General features: G+C 42.4%; 25 protein-coding genes and 4 pseudogenes. 6 read left to right on the forward strand and 23 right to left on the reverse strand.

The genetic code is table 11. The features are described 5' to 3' along the window. Nucleotides 1-16: 16 nt before the first annotated feature. The 4 genes from ASL14_RS04335 to ASL14_RS04350 all read left to right on the forward strand — a co-directional run bounded on the left by ASL14_RS04335 (nt 17) and on the right by ASL14_RS04350 (nt 1,945). Nucleotides 17-772 carry a transposase gene (locus ASL14_RS04335; protein ID WP_189338227.1) on the forward strand — a complete coding sequence of 252 codons (756 nt, stop codon included), beginning with the start codon at nt 17-19 and terminating at the stop codon, nt 770-772. A gap of 40 nt (nt 773-812) precedes the next feature. Beyond that, complete coding sequence (locus ASL14_RS28970) at nt 813-1,133, forward strand: transposase (protein ID WP_189338228.1); 321 nt, start codon at nt 813-815, stop codon at nt 1,131-1,133. Between the two features lie 181 nt (nt 1,134-1,314). Continuing rightward, nucleotides 1,315-1,527 (forward strand): helix-turn-helix domain-containing protein, encoded by a 213-nt coding sequence (locus ASL14_RS04345; protein ID WP_134910588.1) that lies wholly within the window; start codon nt 1,315-1,317, stop codon nt 1,525-1,527. Between the two features lie 196 nt (nt 1,528-1,723). Further along, nucleotides 1,724-1,945 carry a helix-turn-helix domain-containing protein gene (locus tag ASL14_RS04350; RefSeq protein WP_010349271.1) on the forward strand — a complete coding sequence of 74 codons (222 nt, stop codon included), beginning with the start codon at nt 1,724-1,726 and terminating at the stop codon, nt 1,943-1,945. Nucleotides 1,946-2,016: 71 nt separating this feature from the next. Here ASL14_RS04350 and ASL14_RS04355 read toward each other — a convergent pair whose 3' ends face one another. From ASL14_RS04355 to ASL14_RS04425, 12 genes and pseudogenes are all read right to left on the reverse strand, one after another. After that, on the reverse strand, nt 2,017-2,217 hold the full coding sequence (locus tag ASL14_RS04355) for a hypothetical protein (RefSeq protein WP_134910589.1): 201 nt from the start codon (nt 2,215-2,217) through the stop codon (nt 2,017-2,019). A gap of 211 nt (nt 2,218-2,428) precedes the next feature. Beyond that, nucleotides 2,429-2,797 (reverse strand): barstar family protein, encoded by a 369-nt coding sequence (locus ASL14_RS04360; RefSeq protein ID WP_223264187.1) that lies wholly within the window; start codon nt 2,795-2,797, stop codon nt 2,429-2,431. 276 nt (nt 2,798-3,073) lie between these two features. Continuing rightward, nucleotides 3,074-4,291 carry an ISL3 family transposase gene (locus ASL14_RS04365; RefSeq protein ID WP_134910372.1) on the reverse strand — a complete coding sequence of 406 codons (1,218 nt, stop codon included), beginning with the start codon at nt 4,289-4,291 and terminating at the stop codon, nt 3,074-3,076. A gap of 261 nt (nt 4,292-4,552) precedes the next feature. Then, nucleotides 4,553-5,694 (reverse strand): IS630 family transposase gene (locus tag ASL14_RS04375; RefSeq protein ID WP_134910590.1). Its coding sequence is split into 2 segments (ribosomal slippage): nt 4,553-5,250 and nt 5,250-5,694, totalling 1,143 coding nucleotides; the frame shifts between segments, so codons are not numbered across the junction. Nucleotides 5,695-5,764: 70 nt separating this feature from the next. Next, entirely contained in the window at nt 5,765-6,229 is a 465-nt protein-coding gene (locus tag ASL14_RS04380; RefSeq protein ID WP_223264188.1) for a HEAT repeat domain-containing protein, read from the reverse strand. 36 nt (nt 6,230-6,265) lie between these two features. Then, nucleotides 6,266-6,577, reverse strand: coding sequence for a hypothetical protein (locus tag ASL14_RS04385; RefSeq protein WP_134910591.1), 312 nt, complete (start codon nt 6,575-6,577; stop codon nt 6,266-6,268). 12 nt (nt 6,578-6,589) lie between these two features. Further along, nucleotides 6,590-6,898, reverse strand: coding sequence for a hypothetical protein (locus tag ASL14_RS04390; RefSeq protein ID WP_134910592.1), 309 nt, complete (start codon nt 6,896-6,898; stop codon nt 6,590-6,592). Nucleotides 6,899-7,437: 539 nt separating this feature from the next. Then, a complete protein-coding gene (locus ASL14_RS27740) occupies nt 7,438-7,668 on the reverse strand; it encodes a hypothetical protein (RefSeq protein WP_223264189.1) in 231 nt (76 codons plus the stop codon). Between the two features lie 763 nt (nt 7,669-8,431). Next, nucleotides 8,432-8,978, reverse strand: a pseudogene (locus ASL14_RS29465) (RHS repeat-associated core domain-containing protein); the annotation flags it as partial. 352 nt (nt 8,979-9,330) lie between these two features. Further along, complete coding sequence (locus ASL14_RS04415; RefSeq protein ID WP_134910594.1) at nt 9,331-9,678, reverse strand: hypothetical protein; 348 nt, start codon at nt 9,676-9,678, stop codon at nt 9,331-9,333. Nucleotides 9,679-10,348: 670 nt separating this feature from the next. Continuing rightward, nucleotides 10,349-15,543: pseudogene (locus tag ASL14_RS29470) on the reverse strand (RHS repeat-associated core domain-containing protein); the annotation flags it as partial. Between the two features lie 97 nt (nt 15,544-15,640). After that, on the reverse strand, nt 15,641-17,644 hold the full coding sequence (locus tag ASL14_RS04425) for a fibronectin type III domain-containing protein (RefSeq protein WP_134910595.1): 2,004 nt from the start codon (nt 17,642-17,644) through the stop codon (nt 15,641-15,643). Nucleotides 17,645-18,000: 356 nt separating this feature from the next. Between ASL14_RS04425 and ASL14_RS04430 the strand changes: the two genes are divergently transcribed. Beyond that, the gene (locus ASL14_RS04430) at nt 18,001-18,759 is read left to right on the forward strand and encodes a DUF2087 domain-containing protein (protein WP_134910596.1); all 759 of its coding nucleotides are present in this window, start codon (nt 18,001-18,003) and stop codon (nt 18,757-18,759) included. Between the two features lie 32 nt (nt 18,760-18,791). Further along, entirely contained in the window at nt 18,792-19,133 is a 342-nt protein-coding gene (locus ASL14_RS04435) for a GIY-YIG nuclease family protein (protein ID WP_134910597.1), read from the forward strand. Here the strand turns inward: ASL14_RS04435 and ASL14_RS04440 are convergent. The 11 genes and pseudogenes from ASL14_RS04440 to ASL14_RS04490 all read right to left on the reverse strand — a co-directional run bounded on the left by ASL14_RS04440 (nt 19,057) and on the right by ASL14_RS04490 (nt 26,943). Next, nucleotides 19,057-19,698 carry a GNAT family N-acetyltransferase gene (locus ASL14_RS04440; RefSeq protein WP_223264193.1) on the reverse strand — a complete coding sequence of 214 codons (642 nt, stop codon included), beginning with the start codon at nt 19,696-19,698 and terminating at the stop codon, nt 19,057-19,059. The genes ASL14_RS04435 and ASL14_RS04440 overlap by 77 nt on opposite strands. Nucleotides 19,699-19,725: 27 nt before the next feature. Continuing rightward, complete coding sequence (locus ASL14_RS04445; protein ID WP_134910598.1) at nt 19,726-20,283, reverse strand: hypothetical protein; 558 nt, start codon at nt 20,281-20,283, stop codon at nt 19,726-19,728. A gap of 639 nt (nt 20,284-20,922) precedes the next feature. Then, nucleotides 20,923-21,150 (reverse strand): annotated as a pseudogene (locus ASL14_RS04450) (TetR/AcrR family transcriptional regulator); the annotation flags it as partial. A gap of 26 nt (nt 21,151-21,176) precedes the next feature. Beyond that, the gene (locus tag ASL14_RS04455; protein WP_134910600.1) at nt 21,177-21,593 is read right to left on the reverse strand and encodes an HD domain-containing protein; all 417 of its coding nucleotides are present in this window, start codon (nt 21,591-21,593) and stop codon (nt 21,177-21,179) included. Nucleotides 21,594-21,655: 62 nt separating this feature from the next. Then, nucleotides 21,656-22,600, reverse strand: a complete 945-nt coding sequence (locus tag ASL14_RS04460) for a class I SAM-dependent methyltransferase (protein WP_134910601.1) — start codon at nt 22,598-22,600, stop codon at nt 21,656-21,658. A 37-nt stretch (nt 22,601-22,637) separates the two neighbouring features. Beyond that, nucleotides 22,638-23,570, reverse strand: a complete 933-nt coding sequence (locus ASL14_RS04465) for an ADP-ribosylglycohydrolase family protein (protein ID WP_134910602.1) — start codon at nt 23,568-23,570, stop codon at nt 22,638-22,640. A gap of 123 nt (nt 23,571-23,693) precedes the next feature. Further along, nucleotides 23,694-24,899: a rhamnogalacturonan acetylesterase gene (locus tag ASL14_RS04470; RefSeq protein WP_134914388.1), complete on the reverse strand. Its 1,206-nt coding sequence runs from the start codon at nt 24,897-24,899 to the stop codon at nt 23,694-23,696. Nucleotides 24,900-24,959: 60 nt separating this feature from the next. After that, nucleotides 24,960-25,457: a ribosomal maturation YjgA family protein gene (locus ASL14_RS04475; protein ID WP_134910603.1), complete on the reverse strand. Its 498-nt coding sequence runs from the start codon at nt 25,455-25,457 to the stop codon at nt 24,960-24,962. 167 nt (nt 25,458-25,624) lie between these two features. Beyond that, nucleotides 25,625-26,029: pseudogene (locus ASL14_RS04480) on the reverse strand (GNAT family N-acetyltransferase); the annotation flags it as partial. After that, complete coding sequence (locus ASL14_RS04485; RefSeq protein WP_134910604.1) at nt 26,026-26,739, reverse strand: HAD family hydrolase; 714 nt, start codon at nt 26,737-26,739, stop codon at nt 26,026-26,028. The gene ASL14_RS04485 and the pseudogene ASL14_RS04480, both read right to left, overlap by 4 nt. 24 nt (nt 26,740-26,763) lie before the next feature. Next, nucleotides 26,764-26,943, reverse strand: a complete 180-nt coding sequence (locus ASL14_RS04490; RefSeq protein ID WP_134910605.1) for a hypothetical protein — start codon at nt 26,941-26,943, stop codon at nt 26,764-26,766. Nucleotides 26,944-26,959 lie beyond the last annotated feature (16 nt).

The following is a 26,959-nucleotide window of genomic DNA, read 5'->3' on the forward strand; positions in this document are numbered from 1 at the left end:
AAAAGAGGCGACCCTCATGAATCAGTGTGCCTTATTTCAGAACTTGCTACCATCTATCTTTAGCGAATCCAAAGTGAAGGCCGTAGCTGAGGAACAAGGCTATGAAGATACAGCCCGCAAATTCACAGTGTTTCAACTCCTGCGGTATTGGACTCAAGCCGCCTTGGAGCAGTGGAAAGGCTATCGCTCCGGCGTGGATCAAGCGTCGTTAAGTGGTTTGCCGACGGTTCATTACTCTACCTTCTCCGGGAAAGCCGCCGAAGTGCCTTTTGCTGTGTTCAAAACATGGTTTCACCAACTTCTTCAAAGCCGAGGACGAGCCGAACGGCGAACCTTACAGATTCCTCAGGAACTGCTGCTCATCGACTCGACCACCGTAACGGTAGGAAAGACTCGTCTGCCCTGGGCTCCTTATCATGGCGAACGAGCCGGCGTAAAGCTTCATGTCGCTTGGGATGTGACCTCCGGGCAGCCTCAGCACGTCGAAGAAACCACCGCTGTAAGTCATGACGGCCCCCTGGGTGAAGTCCTCGCCGATCCGTCCTACACGCTGGTTCAAGATCGAGCCTATGGTAAAATCGAGCGTTTGGATCGTTACCTGGAGCAAAAACAAGGGTTCGTGATTCGCTTAAAAGAGAATGTGCACCTCGTTACTCCTCGGACGTTACGACAGTGGAATTCAGAAAACGCTCCCGTGAAACGGGATATCATTTGTCAGTTAGGTACGCCTGCGTGCCGTTTTCTCAAAACGGCATCGTGTGGTGGTTTTTGAGGATGGGCACGGTCATGACATCCGCGTGGTGATGAATCTCATGCACATCACAGCTGAAGAAATAGCCTTGATGTATAAAGCTCGTTGGCAGATTGAACTGTTTTTTCGCTGGATCATGCAACATTTGAATATTCCAACACGGTTTGGAACCACCGAAAATGCGGTGTATGGACAGTTGTTCTCAGCGCTTATCGTATACGTACTGTTAAAAACGATGTATGATCGCGTAAGCCTTCGTGTTCCCAAGCATGAAGCACTGGAGTTTGTTCGTTTTGCGCGCCTGCTCTTGCTAAATAAGCTTGCTGCTCATTGGAGATACCTTCTATATACCTTGAATATGAAGGATATCTTTCATTCTTAAATTCACAATAATTGGTTAACCAACAGGCCTGTTGTGCCAATATCCTTTCTTCTACAGATAGTTTGTTTTAAATTAGGTGTCTGGACGATAATTTATTGCTAATTGTAAAACGTTTTGGTACAATAAGCATATTATAAAGTTACTTTTTAACACTATAGAATGCATTTAGCTGGAGGAAATTATGATAAAGATTCATCTTTCCCGTATTATGGGCGAAAAACGAGTAAATATTGCCGAGCTTTCCCGCATGACTGGATTACATAGAAACGGAATCACCAAACTTTACAACGAAGAAACAGACGGTGTGAAATTTGATACGCTAGATAAAATCTGTAAAGCTCTAGACTGCCATGTTCAAGATGTAGTCGAGTATGTAGAGAATGGTCCAGACTAGAACCCTTCCCTCCTTACGCATTATTTGTTTAGGATTATCAAAATAGTACTGTTGCTAATTTTAAAGCATTTTGATACTATAAATTCATCAAATTAGTTTACTTATAATCTTGTTAACTAGATTACTTGTTTGCAAATATACACTTCTCTTTTATGTTTGTCAACTAGTTTACTTGATTACTTTTGGAGGAATTGTTGTGATTAGATTTTCTCTTGATAAGATCATGAAGGACCGTGGACTGGAACAAAAAGATATTGTTTCAATTACGGGGATTAATCGAAATACGGTTAAAGCTTTGGCCTCCAACGCAAACGCCCGGATTGACTTTCCAACCTTGAATACACTTTGTAGAACCCTTGGCGTACTCCCTGGTGAACTGATCGAATACTTGCCGGAAGACGACGAAGAGAGCCGTTAATTTGCTTACGGCTCTTTGTTTTTTTACAACCTGGATAAATATATATTTAAATATAAGCTGCATGCCTGCTACTATAATTCCAGATATGAGCCGCCACTTAGCAGATTCATCGTTTGCTCGTATAGCCGCACCAGTAAGTCTCCTTTCGCTTCCTCATCTGTAATATAGTTCTCAAATGTCATATTTACTTTTGTATAAAAGAAAAATAAGTTAAAAGCAAGTCTCTTTGAAATGACTTCTTGGTCTTTTGAAAGCTTAGTTAACTGCTCCATACAATCAACAGCTCATTGAACTCTTTTTGCAAAACAACCCCTCTTGATCTCATTTGAGGAAGCACAATATGCATCAATTTTTTTATTCGATTTTCTAATTCAGTTTGATTGATCATCGTCAATCCCTACCTATTCAGTGGTTTTAGATGTATACTCTCCACATATGATAAAATCATCTTCCATTTCAAAGATTCCCTCCTACTTCCCTATCTTATTTCGAAGCAAAATTCACGGTGACACCACCTGATACCAAAATCATTAATAGATCCATAAAATATTGCTGTGGTGAAAATCTATAGCACGTCTCTTTTTGACCCCACTCTTCCTCGTATCTTTGCAAAAAGTAATGCGCGTTTTGCCAATGGATCGTGAACGGCCCCATAGCTCCAAAACCTCCACAGAGACAGTCCGATATACTGTCCAAGCTAAAACCATAGTACCCTCCGGGTCCATTAATCGCTTCACCCAATGCTATAAAAAAAGTTGGAAAATCCAATATGTATTCCCCGTCTAAAGTGTAGACTTCTCCTCGTTTATCCAGTCTGGAAGAATGATTAGATGCAGAATGTATTCTAGTCACGTTTAGCCACCCGGACCGTTCTTCTTTAGAGAAGCCTTGCCATATGCTATTTTCAAGCGGCTGAGCTCCCTTTAAAAACTCCCATAATCTTAATTCCACAGGGGAGGGCTTCGTTTCTAGTGTACCTGTTAACTCCATATTGAAGTTTCCTTTATTATAATTTAGGGCTCTTCGCTCTATTGGATGGGTAACGCCGTATAGAAATAGGTTCATAGTCAAGCTTGTTTCAGTAGATTCTTAAAGAAATGGTATAAAGGGAACGGGGTAAAAATGGGTTTAGGGCCTGTGTGCTGCAAGTGCTGGAAGCCGATGTTTATTCGCGGTCATGTAGACCATAGCTATTAGATTATGGACGTTTCTGTACCCACGTGCTTTTCGTTTGGCTGCTTGCACTAATCCATTTATGCCTTCAAGCAGACCATTGGTCATCCGGCTGTGAAACCAACGCAGAATGCCTTCTTCATGTTGTTTCACGGTCTTTGCCAGATCCATCATCGCTCCCAACTGTGAGCGCCTAGCCCAGCCTAACCACTCCCGTAAATAGACGTCAGCAAAGACGTGCGGGGTCGTCCATAGTTCCTGCATGGCTAATTTTAAGCGGTAGGCTCTGCCTGTTTTTAGGTTTTTGTCCTTCAGGCTTTCCAAGGTATCTCGCTGCTCTGCCTTCAAGTTCGTTTTGTTCTTTAACCATAGATATTTGGTTCGCTTGAGCCCAGGTTCTTCTTTCTGCTCGGCTTTACGCACCTCATCCACGGCTTCATTCACCATCTTCATGACGTGGAACTTATCAAAGGTAATTTCGGCTGTGGGGAACTGCTCTTCAATACCTCGAATAAAGGCGGGAGACATATCGCAGCAGATTTCCTGTATTTGTGCCGATTCTACGCCTTTTTGTAGTAAATACTGGTTGAAACGCGCTAAGGTATCTTTGCCTTTTCCTTCGGTTGCAAAAAGTACCGTTTTGGTGTCCACATCCACAAACAAGGTAATGTAGCGGTGACCCCGACGCGAGGACGTTTCGTCGATGGCGATCCGCCGAACTAAGCTGACGTCCAGTTCGGTCATGGCTTGATTGACGTAGTGATGAAAAATCCGCCACATGCGTGTGTCATGTTCTCGTAATTCACGCGCTGCTGCGTTGACGGGCATTTCAGCCATTAAACGCATGGCCCAGGCCTCAAAATCCAAGGTGAAATGCGACAACGGCCGGGACCACTTCACGGGAATCAACGTGATTTTATTACATTGTTTGCAGTCTGTTCGGGGAACCCGGGCATGTAAATAGGTTTTCCATTTCCAAATATCGAGATGGCGCCACTGTTTTTTCTCTGCATCGTAGGCCTTGCAAGGTGCTCCACAATGCGGACAGGCAAACAGGGCTCCTCGTTCAAAATCAATAAATAAGTGCCATGCTTCTTCTTGCGGGTCATACTCAATATCAGCTAATTTCCAGGGTTCTTCAAGGTCTAACATGAACTTGAACACATCATTCATTAGATTATCCTTTTTGCTTAATGGGGTCCACATGTTCCATCCCGTCCTCTTCCTATTATTACTAGACAGTATGGACACTTTCTCTATTAAACAGACATCTAACATTTACTTTAGCGAAGAAGCTAATTTAGTTTATCGATTATGTAGGATTTAGGTAGGTGATAATAATAGCTTCCAATCACTTTTTCTTCATCATTTAAAATAGAAATTTTGTCTAAATTTCACATTCATCTAAAAAGCTCTAACGATTCTAGTACAGCATCAGTCTTTAAATTGTGGATAAAGACGTTTTAACTTGATGCGAGCATCCTTGGTCGTAAATTGCCAATCCACACCCTTTTGGCTTTGGTTACGGGATTGCTCCCAGGCGCTCAATTCATCCGACAATTCGGTAATGGAAGGAATACGACGGCCTAAACATTGACGAGTCATGACACTGAGTTCAATCTCTGCAATATTGAGCCAGCTTCCATGTTTGGGTGTGTCATGGATCTCCAGCCTTTTGGCTAAACGAAGAGCTGTTTCCGGATCAAATGCGTGATAAAGTGACGCAACGGAATGGGTGTTCAAGTTATCCATGACGAGTTTAATTTTAGGGGCTTGGGGATAATGTACGTCCAGCAATGCCCTGACCTGCTCGGCCCATTCCATTCGGGTTCGTTGGTTCCGCACCTCGACATGCCGCCAACCCACCAAAGGCTCTGTAAAGATGAAAATACTGCAAGTCCCATTTCGCTCGTACTCGGTATCTTCTCGTAGAGGTTTGGCGGGTTTCATGGGAATGGGCTGCCGGACTTCGTTCAGAAGCTGAAACGGTTTTTCGTCCATGCAAATGACCGGGCAGTTCACGTCGTAGGGTTCATGATACACTTCCAGTACGTCTTCCATCGCCGCTACGAACGCCGCGTTTTGCTGGGGAGGGATGCACCAGCATTTCCGAAGATGAGGCTTAAGTTCGCTTTTTTTAAAATACGATCCACGGTGTCGTAGGAAAGGCTGTCGATATATTGAAGTTCAACCGCTTTGTCTGCCAACAGGCGCAGCGTCCAACGACTTTTTCCCGTTGGAGGTTCACTGCAACTCAGCGCAATGATCTTGGCTTCCAACTCTCCGGTGACCTTGGGCGGATTCGGTGGAGTCAACCGCTTCTTTCGTTCAAGAGCAGCTTGCAGACCTTGCTCCGCAAAGACTTTACGTACAAGATGTACCGTGTTGGTGTGGATGTGGAGACGTTCTGCAATTTCCGTATCTTTTAACTTGCCCTCATTCCGATTCTCGTCTGCCCAGAGTAAGATTTGTGCACGCCGTATGGAACGGGCCGCAGTTTTCCCTGTCGAACAGATCTTTTGTAGTTTTTTTTGTTCTTCTCCGGATAGGTTGACCACATAAGCTCGTTTTGTCATAGTCGATACCTCTTTTTCTTCGACTATATCATACTTTCCTTTATTTAACTATTTTAAATCTGATGCTGTACTAGCAAAAAGTCACGTTTATTTTCGTTTTTATAATCCGCCAGCTTCCTGTGATGATTTGCTTACATTTGTCTTTTTGTGCCTTAGAAATCTTATCCTTCATATTGCTTATCAATTGAAAGGATTGTCTACTTGCTTCAAAGGTATCATCAAGTAAATCTACCAGCGTCACAACATGAGAAGATGCATCAAAAGACTCTAGAGCATATAATAATGTTCCCCTATTGCCCTTGGTCTTCGGGCTTCTTATTAAGTTAATAAGCGGCAAAACAGCTTCATTGCTTTCTAGATCAGCTAATTTAATAGCAATTACATTTCTTAACAATGCATTTTCCATCGATTCCAAATATTTTAATAGTATTGAAGTAAACTTATGGTCTTGCTTTTCACCCACATCCTGTATAATTCTCACAGCTTCCTTTAAATCTCCACTTTCTATAACTTCCTCTAATCGAATTTTGTTCATATTCTCTCCCGTCTTATTACATATGGATGCCGTAAGCTACCTATCCAAATGCAATCCACTTAGTACATTCATCGTCTGTATGTACAACCTTACCAAAAAATCTCCTTGCGCTTCCTTATCTTTAATATATAGTTCAAATTCCATAGTAGTTTGGGTATAAAAGTAAAATAAATTAAACGCTAGCTTTTTAGAGATGATATCTTTATCTATCGTAAGGTAACTTAACTGCTCCATACAGTTCAAAAGCTCATTGAACTCTTCTTGTAAAACAATACCTTTGACTCTCATCTGAGGCAATACAATCAAGATCAATTTGCTTATTCGTTCTTCTAATTCGGTCTGATTCATGTGCAATCTCCCCTATAATATTTTTACAGTTCCAGCGATTGCCTGATAGGGCCTAATAATAGATTCATTTTGAGGATTATTAGCAAAATTCTTAATAATTCTATAAGGTTTTCTATTAAAATCACTAATTCTACCTATATTTTTAATAGAAGGACCATAATTTTGATCGTAGTACCACTCCCCACCTAGCGTATGGATAAACAACTCTCCTAAGAAATAACTTGATAGTAGAAGGGTCTCCATCGTCGGCTCCATGCTAAGTAAAACTTCAATGGTTTCTAATGAATTTTCATCTTTAATGTTAAGATTATTTTCCTCCACAAATGTTTGTAGCTTCTCAAACCACCCTTCATCTAAAAAATTAGCGGGAGGAAGCGTATCCTTAAGAACAATCTCTTCAAACCATTTTAGAGCATACTGATCAATAATCTTTTCTAGGGTGATAAAATATCTCGTAATGACTCTTCATCCTCATAGTAATGCAATTTCTCCATTTTTGATCCATCAATGAAATAAAAACTATAAACTGATTCTGCCTCGGTCATAAAAGTAATTCGAATCGCATTCTCTGACCAATTACTTTTTATCAATTTGAATCGTTTCCTTGAATCCATTGACTATCCTTGTGAAAATCCAGGTATTGTTTAAATGCTCATAGGCAAAATTCAAATTTTTCAGTTTCTTCCCTATAGTTTGTTTAATAATATTTGATATTTTCACGCAACATTCTCCTTATAAGATAATTGGGATCAGTGGAACAGGAAAAAATGCTTCCTCGCTATTTTCCAGAATGAGGGGCTAAAAAGAAACCACATAGAGTTTTATACTCACATGTGGTCAAAATAACTATACTATTAATTTTAATCGTTCAAGAGTTCCTGATTCATTCTTTTAATTTCCTTAAGATACAAATCAATTCTGTCCAAATCTATGGCTGTTTTATCAACGCCAGCTACAAAAAACAACTTAAGCCAAAAAGCATCCTCCTGAGCATAATTTTCAATAGCTTGTTCAATAGTTTCTTCTGTTAATGACTTCACAATAATATCTGGTGGCGATGCAGGAATAAAATTAATATTTTCTTTGGTCATATAACTAATTAAATTTTTGGAGTACATACAACCACAGAAATATTTGTCTCGTCTTCGAGTTCAATAAATACATCTATATTATCATTTTCAATATCTGCTATCTGAGAGAGTGGAGTTGGATATACAATTTTTTTACTCTCATTTGGGCCTCCTCATTTACCGTAAACTTTATATAAGATATTAATAACTGTTTGTTCGTTGGCCTTATTAGCCTTAGCCAGAATGTTCATTTGACCATTATTCATTTTGAAAAATACTCTTGCTCCTTCTTTCCCCCTTAAGTAACTAATATCTCTTGTTAGATTTTTCGTTCCAATTCCCGGATTAACATTTCCTTTAAGGAATTTAGCCACAAGCTCATCTGATTCTTTTTGAATTACTGGATTTTTACCCATTTGTTGAGCCGCTTTTACCAATCCTGCCTCTGATTTAATTAAGCTTGTCGCTTTTTCAATTCTTGTTATTGATCCAAAAGCCATAGATTCGATCATTTCTTGCATTTCAGCATCTTGTCTAAATGCTTCTTGTAACTTCCCTCTAGCCCAATCTTTATTTCCAGGAGTGTTTTTTTCATAATGATACCCTGTAGACATATTATACAAATACTTAAAATAACCATTGTCTTTGTAATTATGACTGTACGGCAATAAAACTGGCCAAGCCTCTTGACCTAAAATACTTCTGATCTTCCACCAAGCTTCAGAATTTTCCCCTTCGTTAGTAGCAATTTCAAGATAAGTGTTTAGTTCAACCTCACTAACTTTATGTCCACTTGGATCATTATAAATTAATGGATTATTTTTCACATACGTATACAAGTTCAACGTCAATGTATCATTAATTTCGCCTTCATACGTATCCTCATTAATAAATCTTCCACTATCAGGATCATACCATCTGGCGCGCAAATATTGCAGTTCGGTTGTATCATCCCATAATTCTCCAGAATAGCGGAATGGATTGTAGACTTTTTCTTCCTTGACCTCTTCATTGCCCCAAATATCATATTGATATTGATTCAACAACGCTCCGGAGGAATCCCTGATTTCAATAATATCTCCGTGACCATTATAGACGGGATAGGCTTCCGTTTGATCTGCATAGGCTATGGCCTCTAATTTTAGACCCCGTATATAATTGGCTTTTAAAACAGGTTTTCCATTTTCAATCGTAGCTTCATCTATAATTTGGGTACTGTTTCCATCGTAAGACAGTTACTTCTGTCATCGTATGAATAAGCATCTTGATTCTCGATAGAGGTCAATCCTATTCAGTCTATCGTACCTAAAGGCATTCTCTACACTATATTGATCGGGAGTTCATTTCGAGATAAAAAGAAACCACATTCAAGAGCTTTGAATGTGGTTAAAATAGGATTTATATTTTCAAAACTTTGTTTATTCAAATCCACATATGAGCAGTCATCTTCATAGAAATCAATTAGATTGATTGTTTATATAAACTCTTCCCACGTATGATAAATATCAAATAATGCATTAGGATTTCGTTTTCCCTTTAAAATTGCGTACATTTTATTCGTTACGATCATGATCACATCCATATCTGTTTCCTTAGTCAAACCAGTGATAACAGGACGATTTACGCTAACATACGACTTAGGTTTAAAAACAACTCCCCAATCCAACCCACTATGATTACTTTTTACAACTTCCCCCAGATAAATGGCAATATCCAGTGTAAAAGCTTGGGATTTTGTGTCGAGTTTTTTTCATATATATAGCTCTTTAACCATTCTTCGGTTTCTGAATGCTCCTCTTCTAATTCCGATGCACTTTTATTTTGAATCTGTACATTTCTTAGATACCATTCCCAAATGTCTATAAGCGAACGATCACTATAATCCAGATGTATCTGTGAAAACGCGCCAAGTTGCTCTAAACGCGAAGGTATTTGTTGTTTAAACCAATTAAAATGTTCTTTAGCTTCATTTTTGTTCATTTCAGAGTATTCTTTCATGACAAAAGGTGGTTGCATTAATTTATAATCCATTTTATTTAGCCTCCTATTTATATACTTTCTCAATAATATATTTAATACCATTTGCATCAAGCATGTCTAACAAAGGTTTAGTTGCTCCTACTTTCCCCGTAATGCCACTCCTATAAAAATGCCAAACTGCTCCTTCAATTTTTTCCTTTTGAATAAGCTCCACATCTTTTTGAATCTGTTTTTTTGCAAAAGAAGTCAGTGATGTGTATCCAACTTTACTTTCATGAGCCATCCCATCCTTCATGACATCAATATATCGTCTTCCAAGTGATGTATCAAAGAAAACTTGCGTTTGCTTAGAGCCGAGTGATTTAGCTAAGAATTGTTCACCAGCCTTTCCTCCTTCAAATCCTAGTTCAATTGCTGTTTGTTTAGTAAATAAACGTGAGACTCTTGATATAAGTGATTTACCTATAGATGTTCCACCTTTAATAATGAAACCATCTACTCCCGCACCAATTATGGTATCCATAATAAATTCAGAAGTATAATCTTCTCTAGCATTTGCATCGACTAAGGCTAACTCATTAAATGTGATTATATCTTTTGGATTATCCGGATTTACATAATACCTTTGTTCATCTAGCCGGGCATTTGCCCATTTAGAGTTCCCCTTGGAGCCGTGTTCCATAACATGCATAAGATAATTATAATAATTTTGACTAAATATATGATCTTGACCACTCGGATCAGTATAAATTAATGGGTTATTAGTTACATACGTATACAAATTCAAACTTAATGGTTTTTCTGTTTCTCCTTCATATAGATCCTCATTAATAAACCTTCCACTATCAGGGTCATACCATCTGGCGCGCAAATATTGCAGTTCCGTCGTATCATCCCACAATTCGCACGAATAACGGAATGGATTGTGGACTTTTTCTTCCTTGACCTCTTCATTACCCCAAATATCATATTGATATTGATTCAGCAAGGCTCCGGAGGAATCCCTGATTTCGATAATATCTCCATGACCATTGTAGACGGGATAGGCTTCCGTTTGATCTGCATATGCTATGGCCTCTAATTTTAAACCCCGAATATAATTGGCTTTTAAAACAGGTTTTCCATTTTCAATTGTAGCTTCTGCTATAATTTGGGTACTGTTTCCATCATAGTAGTATCGGGTTTGAACGCCATCCTGTATACGGTCTGTCAGTAATCCATCCCCATTGTATCGGTATTCTACGCTCTTTCCGTCGATCTTGACTTGAGTCAATCGATTCTGATCGTCGAAGCTATTCTCCCTCGGCTTTGTATGAGGATCTCTCTCTGTTTCCATCGTAAGACGGTTACCTCTGGCATCATACGAGTAAGCATCCTGGTTTTCGGTAGAGGTAGCTATCCGATTCAGCTTATCGTACGTAAAGGCATCCTCTACACCATTTTGAGTACGTTTGGTGATATTTTTACCAGGATCGTAGCTATATTGAAAGCTATTGGTTTCCGCATCGGATCGGGTGTGCTTCAATTCAACTAACTGAATCCCGTTATATTGGTTTTGCTGACGATAACCATTTGCAGATACGGTTGAATCCAGCAATCCATTTTTGGTGTAGGCATATTCCGAAACAGGCTTATCTTTTGTATTGCCTACGGTCTTCAATCTGTTCAATTGATCATACGTATAGTTTACTTGCTCTCCAAATGGCCCAGTCATTTCAGTTCGATTCCCATTCGAATCATACTGATTGGAGAGCTTTAGGCCGTCCGGGTAAGACAAGGTGTTCAATTGCTCCGTATACGGATCATACGCATAGGAGGTTGTACCCGTTCGATCTGTCATGCTTAGGCGTTTACCCGCGGCATCGTATACATAGCTTACTATTTCATCTTTACCTACACGTGACTTCAACCGATTACGGCTATCGTATTCAAAAGAAGTGACATTCCCGTTACGGTCTATTTTCTTGGATAAATTCCCGTTGGTATCGAAATAGCGCTTCTCGATCTGGTTTTTCTCATCTTTGGCTTGAATCACTCTACCCAATTCATCATACGACTTCACCTTGGCCTGACCATCCGGATACGTGATCCGAGTGAGATTACCCAGCATATCGTAAGTGTACTTCGTCGTTTCGCCGTTTGGCTCCGTCACAGCTGTCTGATCGCCCAGGGCATTATATGAAAATTGGGTCTCGTTTCCATTCGCATCGGTTTGACTCAAAATCTGATCGTTTACAGCATCATAGGCCACTTTGGAAGTTAATTGCTGATTACCATCCAATGCTGATTTTTCTTCATTTTGTACTAATCGGTTCCATTTGTCGTAGGTCTGAATTTGTTCATTCAGCTCACCGTCTCGTTGGGTCACTTGACGAAGAGCATCATTATATCCTACTACAGCTTCTGATCCGTCCGCATAGGCTGTTGACGTAGTACGGCCCCAAGCGTCATACCCATAGCGTGTCAGATGTCCAAGCGCATCTTCACTGGATACTAGTCTGCCGTTAGCATCATAAGCTGATTTGGACTTGATCACGTAATTGTTACCTTCATACAGCCCTGACTCGATATTCCAGCCTAAAGCATTGTAACGTGTTTTTGCTTGTATCCCCAGCTCATTCGTCACCGTTACGGTGTTCTCAAGATCATCATAGGCTACACGGATACTTTTACCGTCTGGATAGGTTACAGCCTTTACGCGATCAAGTGCGTCGTATTGATACCCGGTTTTCTGACCTTTCCCGTCCAACGAGGAAATGATTAAACCTGTTGCCTTGTCATAATCTGACTGAATGGTAACTGTAGATTTTTCTCCATCTATATTCGTAACCTCTACACTTTGTTTCGTTGGAAAGGCATGATCGTCATCACTGCTATACTCCGTCGTTGTCGTCACGGATTTGTTACCATTTGCAATGGTTTGAACGGTTGTATTTCCGTAAGCATCTATACCGGAATAATTTACTTTTTGTAGTAATTCACCCCCGGAATGATCCTTGGAGACTATGACCTGCGTTACTTTCCCTTGCGGGTTACGTGTGTACTCTGTAACTCCAGTGCTTTTGGAGTCAATCGGTTCAGCAACGGTTTTAATCCGATGCTTGTCGTCATACGTATACGCAGTTTGTGAACCCTTCTCATCCACTGAGCTTGTCATATTACCGTAATCATCATATTCAGCAGTCGTTGTCAAAACGTCACCATTTTGATTATTGCTGGACGAGGTACGGGTAGGAACAGGTGCGGTATAAGCCTTGCCTGTCACCTGCTTGCCGTACTGGTAAGCTGTGTTCTTTTCAGAATCTCCTGCTTTAACCACTGACTGATCCAGGTAATACTGCGGTGGCGTGTCAGCACTAATAAACTTTTTATTATAATTGAAGGTTGAACGAGTTAATCCATTGTCTGTGATGGTAGAGAACGAAGTATCTTTTACATAGCTCTCACCCATATCGGAATTGTAATGAATGGTTTCCTGATTATAGTTTTCGGTTTTATTGTTTTGATAAGTGATTTGATCTTCACGTGAGACTGCTCTATATGCCTCGTTTACTGAGTTGGAGCCAATATAGCGTTTTACTGGCTGGTCCTCGTAAGTATACAGAGTAGAAGCTCCTGTAGGATGAAATACTTTGGTTAATAAAGCGTACGGGTTAGATATTTGTCTTTCCGGATGCGAAGCACTCAAATTAAACTTGGCCGGTGCTAATGTATATGAATATGTGGTTTTTCTACCTTCGGCATCTGTCACGGAATCCAGTAATTCAACGCCTTGTTCTGTATGTTTACGATAGACAACAGTGCGGTTTCCTTTAGACAGAGTGACGTCTGTAGCCGTATATTGAATATCAATCGAGTTGCCGATTGCATCTTCTACTTTGCTAAGCAGCTTGCGTTTATACGTAGCATTAAGTTCATAATTAAACTTAATGGCATTATGATAGGCATCTTCAATTTGCAGCAACTGACCGTCTTTGGAGAAATATTGTTTTTTCGCTCCATCAACAGAAGTTAATACAGAGGTTGAGTTCTCCCCATTAACTGTCACTGAAGTATCGGCTGTGAAAGTCAGGCCTTTCCAGTCGTAACCTTTAAGCTGATCACCCTCAATTTCATAGCTGCCGCCATCCCCAAGTGCATGTACTGCTTGCCCTCTTTGGTTTCTACATAAGGTAGATTCCAGGACCACCCCTTGCCAAGAGGATTCAGTTGATCTTCAAGCGCAGGATAAGTGCGATTTTGAAAAATAAATGAAGGCTGATAGGCTACAATTTCAGCAAAAACGGTAGCATCCGCATCTGCTGCAATATAATAATCATTCCCATCCTCACCCGGAATTTTAGTCTGAGGATTGCTGTTGATTAAATCCCTATAGTATTCTGCCTTAGCAATCGTTTCAAACGGGATTGTCTGTCGGCGAACAGCCGTTTCGAGTCCCTCGGAAATAATCGTTTCAACTTGTGGTGATCCTTCCAGGGTAAAGGCTGTTCTTGTCCTTCCACCTTTGCCATTACTTGTCCACTCGCTATAACCAATATCGCTTGTATAACCGGGCTTCGTAACGGTTCCGCTATAATCTTGCCTCCATTCTCGGGTATCAGCAGTTCCCTTATTGTACACAGTTCCTGAATAATACGCTGTTCCGTACTCGCTACACATGATTCTACCAGGAGAAAAGCTAGGGCATCTTTGAGGAACAATCATACCTGTTAAGGACAAATCCCCTTCATATGAATCCCTGTCGTAATGTAATTTAGAGTCTCCACATGACGAACCACTTGGATAATTCCGTGTTATATTTCCAGCGCTATCATAAAAGAACGTATTCATAACACTACATTGTTCCCCGAATACATTTTTAAAACTTGGAGCTGTATATGATCCCTTGATGACTCTAACTTGCCCATCTTTATTTAAAGTTCCAGTAAATCCGTCTTTACTATACTTTATTGAATCTGGAAAAGCCTTCTCCCATTTTCCAGTCCTAGAGTCTTTCTCTGTTCTGGATTCCGGGGGTGTAGTATAAGTTACTTTTTGTCCCGCCGCTTGACTAGCAGCTTCATAAGTTGTATATGTGCCTATAACTTTGGTTTCTGGCTGAAGATTATAAGTGTTAATATCAACAGTTCCATCACCGTTTGTATCCTCTTGCATCCACCTTTTTTGCTGATATGTCGCCTTGTATGACTTTGTGATGGGCTTCATCAGCGCCTTAAAGTAAACATAGTAATTTTGTATAGCAGCACTGTTGTCAATGATTTCAGCGCCTTTGTCAAAAAACTGAGCACGATTCGTATCATATTGACGCGTTAATGAAAAGCCTAGTCCGTTTCGTCCAGGCAGTGTTAAATCTGTATTTTGCAGCGATAGGCTACCTGATAAAGTGGATATAGATTCTTTATCGTCGCCAACAGAATAAGGCGCTTCATTAAAAGAGGATTTATTGTATACTGGCGCTTCCTCTCTAATGGGTGGAAGCTGTGGCACACTCGCCATGAGACTCTGTTTCAGGAGATCTGTCTTATATACATCTTCAGTGACTTTGTTCGTAGAAGCAAGGTCATCTGTTGGATAAACATCATCTGTAACATTATGAGAGATCAAGTTATCTAGTGGAGCATCCGATAGCTTATTGTATACGTCACTTGTGACGGTTTGTGATTGGTTCTCTTCTATAGGAAATAACGAGGCTACAGCCTGCTCATAGCTTATATGATCCTGTTCAGCCATATATAACGCCGTATAAATTTGATTTAATGAATAACCCTTTCTTAATTGTTCTAAAATAAAAGATGATGTGACTCCAAATCGGGCAGACATTTGATCCGCCGTGTATTGCGAATTGTCATTCCCTGCACCGAATACATTTGGAGGAACAAGTCCGCTAATTGTACCGAAAATAAATGTGATGATCATGATTATCGCTATATGACGTCTTGTTGTTCTAAATCGCAAGTTCTTCTCTCCATTCCTGACTTTAAATTTGGCTACATATCATTTATTTAGAAACTGCTCACTTTATAATCTGTATCAGGTTACCATTGGCATCGTATTGATATTGGAAAATAACCTGACCATCCTGCTCAATATGTTCAAGCCTTCCATTAGCGTCATAAACATATTTATACTTTCTGGATAGGCCGCTTTTAACACTATTGCTAAATTCCGAATAGTTACCAGCTGCATCCTTGGCTTTCACTGCAAACCTGTAAATTTTCTGAGGCTCTAGCTGGTTTACTTGAAAGGTTAACTCCTTGGTATTACCTATCATTTGACCATCACGATACACATCATAGCTAACAACTCCAACATCATCGGTAGATGCTTCCCACGTTAAAACTATGCTGCCCGGCGTAGGTCTGGAGCCTGCTAACTTCTTAGGTTTGGAAGGGCTTGTTATATCCTTGGGCAAATCGTCAATAGCTGGTATACGATCTAAGCGGTCGTTAAGCTGTTGTTTGTCTGCATCATTGAGATGGACTAGTAAAGTGCGGGCCATATTAATCTCCGTTTGCAATTTTGAAGATTCTGCTTTTTCAACTGCCTGCGTAGCTGTCGTCAATTGTTCAGCATATGCAGCTTGGACATCAATAATTTTCTGTATTGCTACTATCCTTTCAATAAACTTGCTCCTGTCTGGATCACGCAGTTTGTTTATTAGATCTACCGCTGCTGTTACATCGACTTGTAATTTAGAAGTCTCAGCTTGTACTACCGCTGCTGTAGTTTTGGCCAATTGTTCTGCGTATTTGGTATCTAGAACTTTTACAACGAAGCTCTGGGATACAGACTTGCCTAGCGGATCTGTAGCAGTTATCGTTATCGCCGATTCTCCCGAGCTTTGAGGTTGCAAATTCAGTATTGAGGTATTCCCTTTTGAGTCCTTAAACAATTGATGTGTGATAACAGATGAATTTGAATTCGCACCGGAATACCGAAGCTGCTGCTGGTCAGGATCTGTAAAGTATTCGGATAAATCTTTAACTGAAGTTCCCTCATCCATTTCAATCGTGGTTGCTTGAATGGTTTTAATAGCTACGGGGCCTCTGTTTATCAAATTTATGACAGAATCTGCAATCTGAGAAACATTTCCAGCGCTGTCTTTTGCCCGTGCTTGTATGCGCATCCCGTACTCATTGACATCAATGGGTAAATTGTACACCTTCCATTCGCCTTGATTGATACGATATTCCCTTGATACTGCATCAGAAGGGTAGTTCATTGTAACTCTGATATTATTGGCTATTTCACCCGCAGGGCTATGACTGAATGACGGCGGCGCAGGTGGTGTTTTATCAATGTTATTGACTACTAATGAATTCACAGCGCTTATATTCCCGTATTTATCCGTACAACGAGCAAAAATTGTAGTGTTCTCAGCCACCTGAAATGGATTATTATATGGAGTCCACGTACCGTTTACACCGATTTTATATTCGATTTTAGAATTATTAGGTACACCATCCAGTTGAATAAGAACATTTTGATTCGTCATCCCTGTCATATTGGGACTAATACGCGGGCTGGCTGGAGTGGTTAAAACCATTCCTGAGTATGTAAAACTTCCCGAGGATTTAGCTCCATTATTCTCATTTATATAAAAGTAATTGACAGTAATAGTGTTATTAGAAGATGCAGAAGCACTGTAAAATTTAACCGATAATGCAGCCCCAAGATCTTTGGAATAAACGACTACATTGTTGCGAATAAAATTGATATAAGGAGAATTCGCCTGCACATGTACAATCGAACCGTCTGACAAGGTTACTGCTTCATGTGTAGATGATGGCTCTGTCGTCGGTGTTTGACTGTCTTCCGGTATCCCTATTGATCCGCCCCTGTCTGGTCGTGGATAAATATTTATGGGTATTCCACCTGTAAACGCTGCTGACACTACTGCCTGAGGAAGCACAGTTGTGCTCCATGGAGATAAAAAAACAAATAAGCCAAGCATAGTTAAAACGAGTGGCTTAACTTTTTCCCCCTTCTTTCCTAATACGGTTAAATGACATTTCATTTTTAAATTTCTCTCCTTATATTAGTGTTAATACGAAGTTAAAAGAATAAAATTTAAATATATTTTCAAATTTCCAGTTCCTGCTCCACCTACTTAGAAAGGATATATTTGTATTTCATATGATAACAATGTCGCATTTAATTTGTATATAGCGAATAATGTCGAAATAAAGAAAATTAGAGAAATATTTTTAAATTACCTTTAAATATACTTAAAATGATAAATATCTTTTTTAAACATAATTCTATTTGAATGACCAGTATAATTAATCCCTTCACTTCATTCATTGATTTTATATAAACAAAATGTTATATTGTCTATAAAATAATCAACATTTAATCGAGGTGTTTGTTAAAATGGATCATTCTGAACTATTCTGGAATGCTGGAATTGAGGAGCTGAAGCGTGGGTATATCCGTCAGGAAGAACAGGTGGTTTGTCTGCTGGACGGACAGCGCTACGAACAGGGAATCGTATATCAGGATCAAGGGGTATTTTATGACGCGGAGCGGTATATGCGTCTTCATATTGAGCGGACGTACGGTTCGGTCTTTGACTATTTGATCGGCCTGGACAAAAAGCTGACCGGACTGACGGATCATCAGAATCGATTGCTCCAGTTATTTTATCAAGGCATGGGCGATGCGGATATTCAAAAGGAAACCGGAATCGGCAGTGCATCCACCATACGCAATCATCGCTTTGGTCTCAAAGAAAAGGAACGTCAGGCCAAGGTATTTCTCACCTTGATGGAGCTGTTAAAGGAAAAAGACCGCCACGCTCCCGCTATCGTCGAGGTGCCGGTACGGGCACGGATGGTGGATGAACGCTACAACATTACCGAAGACGAAAGGCAAAAGGTACTGGCAAAATATTTTCCAGAGGGTACACAGGGTCGCCTGAAAACCTTCAAAATGCAGGAAAAGCATAAGTTGATTGTACTGCGTGAAGTTGCGGGACGTTTTGAGGAAGGACGGACGTATCATGAGAAGGATATTAATGCCATTTTGCAGGAAGTGTATGACGATTATGTCACGGTACGAAGATATATGATTGAATATAGTCTACTGGATCGCAAACCGGATGGCAGTGAATATTGGTTGAAGGAATCTTGAAGCACGATATTTGTAAATTAGGAGGACTCAAAATGAATCGAAGAAAAGAACTGGTGCAGCAGTATATGGAGATCAAGACAGAAGCCGGAATCTACTGTATTCGCAATACACACAACGGAAAAATTTTTGTCGCTGGCACACCAAATTTAAAATCACTGAACGGTCGTCGGTTTGAGTTGCAAATGGGAGCTTGTAAGAACAAGCAATTGCAACAGGACTGGAATGAGTATGGTGAAGATGCGTTTGAGTTTGAGGTGCTGGAACTTTTGAAGAAAAAAGATTCGGAATTCTTCGATGTCAAAGATGCGCTGGCCAAGCTGGAGCAGATCTGGCTTGATCGGCTCCAGCCTTACGGAGAAAAGGGATATTTGTAAAATTACCGATCCGCACGATATTCTTCTCGAAGGATGGCAAAATAACAGCGTCGACAAACTGGCCTTTTTCATAAAAATAGTCTCTCAAGTGGCCCTCTTCGGTAAAACCACTTTTGAGCAGCAATCGTCTGGAGCCTTCGTTATCCGGATCAATGAAGGCTTCGATACGGTGAACCTGCGGCAAATGAAATCCATAATGAATCACTGCCTTCATCGCTTCTGCCATCAGGCCCTGTCGCCAGTATTCGGGTGCCAGTTCATAGCCAATTTCAATACGGGAATGCTTCTTGTGCCAGTTATGAAATCCAATAGTACCAACTACACGTTCAGGAGCTTCTCTTAACGTAATCCCCCAACGAAAGCCCTCTTGCTTTTCATATTTGGATCGCATGGAACGAATAAAATGTTCTGCTTGCTTTACCTCCGTAAAGCTTTCCAGATCATAATATTTCGTAACCTCATCTTTGGAGAAATAGGCAAACACATCCTTCGCGTCCCCCAACGTAAGCTGTCTTAAATGCAAGCGGCTGCTTTCCAGCACCGGAAATATTTCCTTTGTCATCATCTATCTCCTTCCTCATATATGAAGATACTAATTCATCAGCCACCAGCCGATCCCCACCAACACCCCATTGATTAAAAATAATAAAATACATGCTTTCCATTTGTTTATTCCACTTGTTTGAAAAAATCCAGTCACCGTACAACGGCACATAAACACCGTAAACAGCAAATTCCAAACAATACGCATGCCATACTTTACGTAGTATAGGGCAGGACTTAGATGTACGCCCCCCAACATTGGAGGTACATTCGGAATAAACAGGATTGCACACGTATAGCGCATCGTTTCATATGTAAAATAAAATACAGCCAGCCACCAGGCCCATTTCTTGCCAAATAACATCCCGACACCCGCAGTTGCCCCCGACAAACCGAGCAAAGCGATGAACCCTTGAAACATCCCCCTGCAAATCCCCACCAGCGTAGAAGCCTCATTCAACGCATTAAGCGTCAACAACTGTGTCACCAGCAGAAGAGCTCCATTAAAAATCAATAAAATAGCTGCAATACTTACACCTAAAGGACGCTCAAAAACTACATTCGTTACATAGTCTTCTACTTCTTTTTTCGTATACAAATCCGACACTTCTTCTACTCTCCTAACCCAATCATATACATCCATTTTCGGACGGGTACAATAACAGTGTGTTTACGCCTCATTCAGATATATCGGCTTTTAGGAAAATATGGTTTAGATCGTTAACAGAATCCCAAATAGAGTAATATCTAACCTTATACTACCATTCCAAGATAAGCTCTGACAAATAAAAGGATTAAAGTCCTACCTTCCTCCTTGGTCATTCTCCAAGCGATCATAGCTGAGTTGCCAAACATTTGGGTATGCCCAAATCTAAAATCTGAGCAAGCAGCTAAAGCCGGGACAATGGGAATGGTGGTATACGGATGGTCATTTTAACGAATGGATTATTTTTCGTAGCCAGTTTTCATATAGATGTGGACGCACAAGGAGTGAATAAGCCATTGAAATCTTTGTAGACCCTGAATCCAATCATGGCTTTGGGGTACATCTTACATTGGAAAAACGGGTCCCTTCCTATCGTCCGGGAACGGGTTACTGGGAAGCGGATGGAGCATTCTTCGCCTGGTTCTGTGCAGTACCGAGCGGTAAATTTGCAGGTACGATGACGGTGGAAGGTCATACTCAGGAAGTCGAAGGCAGTGGCTACCATGATCATAATTGGGGGAATGTGCTCATCTTCAGTGATCAAATGATAAAGGCATGGACCCTAAGTGCGTATTTCTCCAAGGGGTCAATCTCTTTGCTCAGTACGTTATTCAGCAATTCGTGTATATTTCCGATTAAGCCCTTATATAGATGAAGCAAAATATCTTCTTTTTTCTTAAAATAATAGTACAGATGGCCTCGTCCAATCTGCGCCGCTTCTGCAATTTGCCGAATGGTGGTGATGCTGTAGCCTTGGGACATGAATAATTCAGTTGCTTTTCTTTAGAATGGGTTCAATCCAAAAGCTCTTGCAGCGCCTGTTTATACTTTGCTATTCGTGCTGTATCCTTCTCCGTGGGATGAGGGATGCGTTCCAGATTCATATTTTCCTGAATATCCGCTATTTTCACCGCTCTGGACAATGGATTGTTTTTGGCTCGCCGTATAAAATCGCTGTATTCCTCTCCCTCGTTCCGAGTGAGCCCTTCCACCGCTTCAATGATGTGGTTGCCAAAGCCCGCTTCTTTCAGTTGATCCGCTGTGACCTCTGTATCCTCCAGCACATCATGCAGTACGGCAACTATTTTTTCATCCATCCCCTCTACACGGTTCATGACCTGAAGCGGGTGGAAAATATAAGGCTGACCGCCCTTGTCCGTCTGTCCCTGGTGAGCCTGTGCGGCAATTGCAATCGCTGTTTCGATGTTCATTGTGCGCCCCTCCATACTCTGCTTTTACCTTGAATCACCCTTTAGCTATTAAGAATTAGCACTTACGAACGTAATCGTGTTATTTTCGTGGCTTCATAACCTTTAGATGACTGGATATGTTCTACTTGATAACCGGTTCGGATATCCAAAAGCTTTTCCATAAAAGGAAGGCACGGACTGTAAATAAAGCTTCCTCCAGGTCGGATTGCCCTTAGCAATTCCATATATTTGTGGGCGTATTCGTGAATATTGCCGTCCGCTTTCAGATGATGATGTATAAAATGATTGGAGAACGCCATATGAGAGATAATCGTTCCCCACGCGTCTTCCTCGAAGGTTGTCTCCAGCCAATCGCCCTGAGTCACACCTGTTCCCTTTTCAGCCAACCGATCTGTCCCATAAGCCTCAATGCCAAGAGAACGCAAATAGCCTACCAGCCTTGCCTCTGATCCGCAGCCCACATCAAGAACAGGCTCCTGCAAGCGGGCAATGTCCAATCCTAGCAGCTTTGCCTGCAATTCAGGCGTATATTCCTCACAAGGTATCCAAAAGGTATACTCACTCTCTGCATACTTGGCAAACATCGTCCGTCCGTTGGTACGAATTAGAAAATCTCTTAAATACCCGTAGTGCTGCTGTAGCAGTATGTTTAGTATACTCTCATTCATAGTTTGCTTTTGGAACAGCTTTTGAATCCGGGTGAAAAGTCGATCATACAATTGCGTAAGCTCATCAAGATGGTCGGAGTGAAAATGAATATACTGATTGACGCTCACAAACTGGTGCAGTGTTTTTGCCGCTACGCCAGTGACAAAAGCGGTATATTCATGCTGCCGTTTCAAGCTTTGGAGCATAAGGAGCAGTTCCGGGCTTCTCTGTGTCAGCCAATACGTCATTTCCGGTGAAGGTCCCATCAGGGCGTTCCCGTCATGCATATAAAACAAACTCCGATGCTGATTATAGAGGATTTGACCATCAATGAGTCTGTTCAACTGGGCAACCGTCATTAGCGTTTCCTCCCGTGGCTCAAGTTAAATGAAGCTCTTATTTTGCCAATGAATGCTCAAACTGTTTGCACAGCCTGACGATATCCTCTACTCTCGCCAAGGAGGTAAGCCAATGCTGCGGAATCTCCCCAAGCCCATAATAAATCCCTGCCAAGCCTCCCGTAACGGCTCCCGTTGTATCTGTATCTTCGCCCAAATGAATAGCACGCAATACGGCATCCGCATATCCGTCTGTCGTCAGCAAGCTCCACAAGCTCGCCTCCAACGTATGAACGACATATCCGCTGGAGTATATTGCACACTCAGCCAACAGAGGAATCTCCCCTGATAAAATCCGTTCAAAATGCCGCAGCTCAGGATCACCCTGAAATTGCGATTGTACATAAGGGATTGTTTCCCGGTAGCTCTCGTCCAGAGCCTTGCCACGAATCAGAAGCATCGCCATATGCACATAAAATACGCAAGCGATGATAGAAATGGGATGTCTATGTGTAATGGAGGACACTTGAGTCACAGCCTGGATCAGATCCACACGATCATGGGCTGACCCATACCAGGCGAGCGGCAAAATTCTCATCAGCGAACCGTTGCCGTTACTATATTCATCATCGCCACCTGCCAGCTCCGGCTTGATCCCATCCCGGCTGATTCGATCCAGTGCTTTACGGGTCGCGATGCCTATATCAAACACTTTACCATGCGGTGTCCAACATTCTGCATGATACCACTGCACAAATCGACGGGCGATATCCTCTGTGTCGATGCCCCTGCATGCAGTAAGGCTATCCAACAGACACAGCGTGAGCGAGGCATCATCTGACCAGGTACCCGGTGGCTGATGATGTGTGCCGTAGCCCATCATATCCGTCAAGGGTTGCTCCCGCCGCGCCTCTCTGCTACTGAATTCCACGGGCACGCCAAGCGCGTCCCCGATGCACAGCCCCACAATACCGTCCTTTATGTTACTCATGCCTGTCCTCTCTTTCTTCTGCTCAGAACGTAAAAGCCCTACCCAAGCCGGAACAGAGCCATCTTTGAGTAGGGCCAGCTTATTTTCTAAGTATACCATGCGTATGGAAATAGCGTTTTATGGTCAATGATTCGTCCGTACATAGGAGGATAAAGGGATATTCAGCTCACGGACACCCTGTGCTACCAGACGGGCTATTTGCTCCGCACCATACTCCTGAAAATGCGTATCGTCCTTCACCCCATCAGGGAACGCAGGATACACTCCCGGCTCCAGATGTAAAAATAACGGAAGTGTCCCTTCCGGACCAACTGTATTATAGTACGCCACACTTAACCGGCTTAGATCGACCAGCGCAACACCTGTCTCGGATGCCGTTTCCTTCATGGCCTGCACGTATTCCGGAAAACTGATCCGATAGGAAGCACTTGCGGCATCATAATCCCTGCGGCTAACAGGGGTTATCAGCACAGGTGTAGCCCCGCGCTGTGTCGCTCCTTGAATGTAGGTTTTCAAATAGACTTTATAATCCGCTGGAGAAACATAACGCTCTTGGTTGTTGATTGCCGCATCATTATGACCAAACTGGATGAGCAAATAATCACCCGGTCGGATGGTCCGCAAAATATCGTCCAGTCTTCCTTGTACAAGGAAAGTCTTCGTGCTTCGTCCACCGATAGAACGGTTCACAAAAGTCGTCTCGTCTGTGAAGAACGGCGCAATCATCTGTCCCCAACCAGCCTGAGGCTTCGCAGAGGATTTATAGGTTTGGACCGTGGAATCCCCAGCAAGATATACGGAAGGATGCTCACTCTGCGTTCGAGTCTCTTTTGGCGTAATAACCAGCGCGTTAATCTTCGGATCATTTCCCGAGAAATACAATTCCAGCTGACCGTCGATGAGTGCAAGCTCAAATGTGGCCTCGACAAATTGTCCTGCTGCTTTGGCGGTAGGCTCCACCTTGACGATGGACTCGGCCTTCACCGTAATGTCTGTGCTTCCGGCTGTATCCCCGGCGATCAGGGAAAGCGTATAATCCGCAGGCGGCAAATTGACGACAAAGGATGATCCCTGAACACGAACGAAATCCGAACGAATAGCGTCATTTCCACCACGATCCACTTCTTTCACCTTGGAAAGATCGGTAAATCCATAGCCTCGTTCAGGCGTGTATGCATCCTTGGCGGTGACCTGAGTGTAGCCCTCAGCTATGCTTCCCGGGCCAAAGTCAAAACGAAGAGGCCCCACGAGCTGCTTATCGGCCAATGCCTGCCCCGGAACAATTATGGTCGCAAACAACAAGCTGAACCCTGCGCATAATCCGATCATTTTACCGAACAACCTGTGACGCTTTCCCTTTTGTCTCAAGCGCAACCCTCACTTTTCAGGTTATTTGAATGACTCGTCATCGTCTATACGTGTAGTGCGTGTTGTGATGTCCGTCAGCCTTTGGCAGCCTTCGTCCAACGCCCAGGATACCGCAATACCCACCGTGTACCGGATCAGATCGGCGGTCAAGAACCCTTTTCCCAACACCAGCCCGCCCAATGTCGTCGCCCGGATACTGTTAATCCAGGGAGCCTGATACATCTGACTGAACTCAATGGCGAAACAAAACAGCAAACTGCCCCACAGCGCTACAGACAACCGACGTTCCACCCACAACATCCTCAGCCCAAAGTAAATCATGCACGCCCACAAGGCATCCCCAAAATGATTGGCAACGAATTCAGGCAACCGGGAGGAAAAGGCCCGACTTCCCAAGCCCAACAGGATAGCGACCAGCACAGCAGCCAGATACATAGCTCGGGATTTCCAGCGAAATTTCGCACCCGCTTTCCGATTCGTCTTCCTGTTGACGTCGACGTTTTTACGAGTTCTTCCCATGCTAAATCACCTGACCTAACGTTGGAAAATCTTCGCCAAGCTGCTGGAATCTCGTCGAGTAACCCCTTAGGTTAGCGCTTGCAAGAGTGCTGATATTCCTGCTGATGTCATATTGTATGCACACCGGCTTGTCTGTATTTTTCGTGATCCAATTAATCATAACGAGCCTCCGCAATATCGTGTACTGCCTCTGTTATCATGCCTTTCCCTGTGCAAGACGTTCTGAGCCAGTATCCGATTTCAAACTTGCGTGCAGCCCAGTCGATACGGTGCAAGCCGCTGCTGGCTACAAAAGCTCCCGATGCCGTCTCAAATACGTACAACATCATGTCAGACCGGTCCAGAAATTGAAGTCTGGCTTGGCGTGAACGGATTTCAGATTCCTCTGGCGTAGGAAGATTTCTTGCAAAAGGCAACCAAGGACGCAATTCCTCCACACTCTCCCGCATCGCTTCATTGACCATTGCCCCATCACCCCACTGTGGAGCGCGAATCGTCAACCGTTCTGTCTGGAATTGCTCCGGAAACGATAATAAGATGGGGCTAGTCTGATGCGTCTGCGCCTTACTCATGATGCTCCCTCCTCTATATTGCCGGAATAGCTGACATCCTCCAGCCAACCAATGATTTCGCGCAAACTGCCAATCCTGTAATCCGGTACAATACCCGTTTCCTGCCACGGCATAAAGCCCTCCAGCCAGATCGTATGCAAACCCGCGCTTTGGGCACCGCGAATATCATTTGTCGGATGATCGCCTACATACCAGACGTTGCCTGGGTCTGTTATCCCAAGCTCATTTAACGCCAACTCGAATATGCGAGGATTAGGCTTCTCGACGTGGACGCCTCCCGAGACGATAATGGAATCAAAATAATCCTTCAGCATCACACGGTTGATCTTTGCTTGTTGCGTGCGGAGGGAGCCATTGGTGATGATGCCAAGCTTCAAGCCCCGTGACCGCAGCTCGGACAGCACTTCCTTGGCCCCGTCCATCAGTACCGTAAACTTATGAAATTCACCATACCAAAAGCCCAGCATTTCCTGTACCGTTGTGTCTGGATTTTTCAGTTCCAAATCTGCATGCAGCTCCGTATACAGCTCCCTTTTGTCCCGGTATCCATCCTGATCCGCCAAGCGTATGTGTTCGGTGACAGCTGCCCGGCTCGCCGGGTCTTCCGCCACAATGAATCGTTCCACAAAACGCTCCGTATATACCGCAAACGCCTGTTTGCGATGAATCAGCGTATTATCCAGATCAAAAATAATCGCTTCTATGGACATCACGAGCTCCCTTCTTCCGGTTCGTTATACCGATGAATTCGAAACAAATTGAACAACTCCGATTACCAAAAGCAAGAAAAAAATAGACAAGAAAATGATAAGCATGGTTTTCAGTATTCTTCCGGAAGTCGACCCTCGTTCCAGCTTCGCCTCAATCTGGGTCAATCTATCTTTGATTTCTTCCAAATCCTGTTCTACCTTCACGCCATTTCTCCCTTCC

This window comes from Paenibacillus sp. IHB B 3084 (assembly GCF_001447315.1).
GTDB lineage: Bacteria > Bacillota > Bacilli > Paenibacillales > Paenibacillaceae > Paenibacillus.

Excerpts from the sequence above, each read along its gene's own strand:
- ASL14_RS04440 (WP_223264193.1), bottom strand. The coding sequence starts at position 19,698 with ATGATGACAAAGGAAATATTTCCGGTGCTGGAAAGCAGCCGCTTGCAT.
- ASL14_RS04435 (WP_134910597.1), top strand. The coding sequence starts at position 18,792 with ATGAATCGAAGAAAAGAACTGGTGCAGCAGTATATGGAGATCAAGACA.
- ASL14_RS04425 (WP_134910595.1), bottom strand. The coding sequence starts at position 17,644 with ATGAAATGTCATTTAACCGTATTAGGAAAGAAGGGGGAAAAAGTTAAG.
- ASL14_RS04365 (WP_134910372.1), bottom strand. The coding sequence starts at position 4,291 with ATGAATGATGTGTTCAAGTTCATGTTAGACCTTGAAGAACCCTGGAAA.
- ASL14_RS04455 (WP_134910600.1), bottom strand. The coding sequence starts at position 21,593 with ATGAACATCGAAACAGCGATTGCAATTGCCGCACAGGCTCACCAGGGA.
- ASL14_RS04385 (WP_134910591.1), bottom strand. The coding sequence starts at position 6,577 with ATGAATCAGACCGAATTAGAAGAACGAATAAGCAAATTGATCTTGATT.
- ASL14_RS04460 (WP_134910601.1), bottom strand. The coding sequence starts at position 22,600 with ATGACGGTTGCCCAGTTGAACAGACTCATTGATGGTCAAATCCTCTAT.
- ASL14_RS04415 (WP_134910594.1), bottom strand. The coding sequence starts at position 9,678 with ATGGATTATAAATTAATGCAACCACCTTTTGTCATGAAAGAATACTCT.
- ASL14_RS04465 (WP_134910602.1), bottom strand. The coding sequence starts at position 23,570 with ATGAGTAACATAAAGGACGGTATTGTGGGGCTGTGCATCGGGGACGCG.
- ASL14_RS04475 (WP_134910603.1), bottom strand. The coding sequence starts at position 25,457 with ATGGGAAGAACTCGTAAAAACGTCGACGTCAACAGGAAGACGAATCGG.
- ASL14_RS04470 (WP_134914388.1), bottom strand. The coding sequence starts at position 24,899 with ATGATCGGATTATGCGCAGGGTTCAGCTTGTTGTTTGCGACCATAATT.
- ASL14_RS04485 (WP_134910604.1), bottom strand. The coding sequence starts at position 26,739 with ATGTCCATAGAAGCGATTATTTTTGATCTGGATAATACGCTGATTCAT.
- ASL14_RS04345 (WP_134910588.1), top strand. The coding sequence starts at position 1,315 with ATGATAAAGATTCATCTTTCCCGTATTATGGGCGAAAAACGAGTAAAT.
- ASL14_RS04335 (WP_189338227.1), top strand. The coding sequence starts at position 17 with ATGAATCAGTGTGCCTTATTTCAGAACTTGCTACCATCTATCTTTAGC.
- ASL14_RS27740 (WP_223264189.1), bottom strand. The coding sequence starts at position 7,668 with ATGACCAAAGAAAATATTAATTTTATTCCTGCATCGCCACCAGATATT.
- ASL14_RS04380 (WP_223264188.1), bottom strand. The coding sequence starts at position 6,229 with ATGAACAAAATTCGATTAGAGGAAGTTATAGAAAGTGGAGATTTAAAG.
- ASL14_RS04430 (WP_134910596.1), top strand. The coding sequence starts at position 18,001 with ATGGATCATTCTGAACTATTCTGGAATGCTGGAATTGAGGAGCTGAAG.
- ASL14_RS28970 (WP_189338228.1), top strand. The coding sequence starts at position 813 with ATGCACATCACAGCTGAAGAAATAGCCTTGATGTATAAAGCTCGTTGG.
- ASL14_RS04355 (WP_134910589.1), bottom strand. The coding sequence starts at position 2,217 with ATGGAGCAGTTAACTAAGCTTTCAAAAGACCAAGAAGTCATTTCAAAG.